This window comes from Frankia sp. AgB1.9, assembly GCF_016786355.1.
In the GTDB taxonomy this organism is placed as follows: Bacteria; Actinomycetota; Actinomycetes; order Frankiales; family Frankiaceae; genus Pseudofrankia.
In genome coordinates this window covers 1-1,382 of the sequence record NZ_JADWYX010000266.1, presented here as the reverse complement: position 1 = coordinate 1,382, position 1,382 = coordinate 1, and the positions used below count along the sequence as shown (strand labels likewise).

The 1,382-nt window shown below is 64.1% G+C and carries 1 protein-coding gene; it reads right to left on the bottom strand.

Going from position 1 to position 1,382, the window contains the following annotated elements; all coding sequences use genetic code 11:
* Nucleotides 1-6 precede the first annotated feature (6 nt).
* The gene (locus tag I6A60_RS41025; RefSeq protein WP_203017480.1) at nt 7-1,281 is read right to left on the bottom strand and encodes an IS4 family transposase; all 1,275 of its coding nucleotides are present in this window, start codon (nt 1,279-1,281) and stop codon (nt 7-9) included.
* Nucleotides 1,282-1,382 lie beyond the last annotated feature (101 nt).

Genomic DNA, 1,382 nt, shown 5'->3' with positions numbered 1-1,382 from the left:
GGCCGGTCACGTATCTCTTGGATCGTCTCGATGAGTGCCTCGGCCAGGTGTTGAGGGGGAAAAACCCGCCTGCCGGGTGACCTGGCGGCGGATGACGCGTAGTGAGCGCATGAATGATAGCCGGTCGGGATCTACGTCGGCTTGTTCGGCGGCTTCGGCCATGAGCTCGCGTACGGCGTAGTGGGTAAGCAGGAGCGCCCATATCTCCTGTTCGACCATTTCCGATGACTGGGAGCGTAGAACGGCGCCTCGTCCACGCTGGTGGGTTTTGATCTCGTCGAGGCTGGATTCGAACTCCCATCGTTGCGCGTAGGCGTCGGCGAGTTCCGGGGCACTGGCCTTCACCGGGTCGATGATGGTCGTGATCAGGCAGAACAGCTCACCGCTGCCGTCGCGGCCGTCGACTTCGTATTCGACGACGCGGACCGTGGGGCCCGAGGGCTCCTCGAGGGCGGCGCCCCGGTACTTCTGGTTCCCACGCCGGTTGCGGACCTTGGGATCGAGAAGGAACGACTCGTAGGACCCATCCGGCAGGGCGCGCACCACGGGCAGATGCGGTCCGGCTGGCATCCGCCACAGCAGGTCGGCGCCGCTGGCCGCCGCGGCCTCCCACAGCTGGAAGCTGTAGAACCCGCGATCAGCGATAACGAGCATTCCGGGCTCGAAAGTGTCGACAAGCTTCTCGGCGAGTTTCCGTTCGTTGGTCCGCCACGGCCCCAGCTGAGCGGCGACGATCGCGTGGGTACCACACTCGCCGAGTCCGACGAGGTGGGCCTGGGGAAAGGGAGCTGGATTCTTGTCCCCGCCGGAACGGCCGAACTTCTCGCTGTTGGATGGCGTGTCCGGCACGTCCAGGTAGAAACCGTCGACAGCCATGAGCCGCAGCCCTCCGAGCCATGCCCCGGGATGCCCGCGCCGAGCGCACGGGACCGCGACCCGTTCGAACAGGACACGCAACGGCTCCGGCCCGAGCCTCTTACGCGCCTGGGTAATCGCGCTCGTGGTCGGTACCGTCCACGCCTTCCCCCAGGAACCCAGCGATTGCAGACCGCCCACCAGCAGCCGCATCACCTCCTCATAGCTCTCACCGAAGAACAGACACAGAGCCATGACGTAGTAGACGACGACCCGCGCCGGCAGGAGACGTTTCCTCTGCTCGCCACACCCCGTTTCAGCGAGAACCTCATCCACCAAATCCCGGTCCACCACACGCGTCAACACACCCAGACCGATCCGATCGGTCAACCGGATACCGCCCACGGAATCAGACAGGTCCACCACACGAGAATTCTATCGCACCCAACACCTCAAGATCACCCCTGGGTGTATTTCCAGGTGTAAAGCGAGCAAGGATCCCCAGAACGCAACGAAGATCATCGATG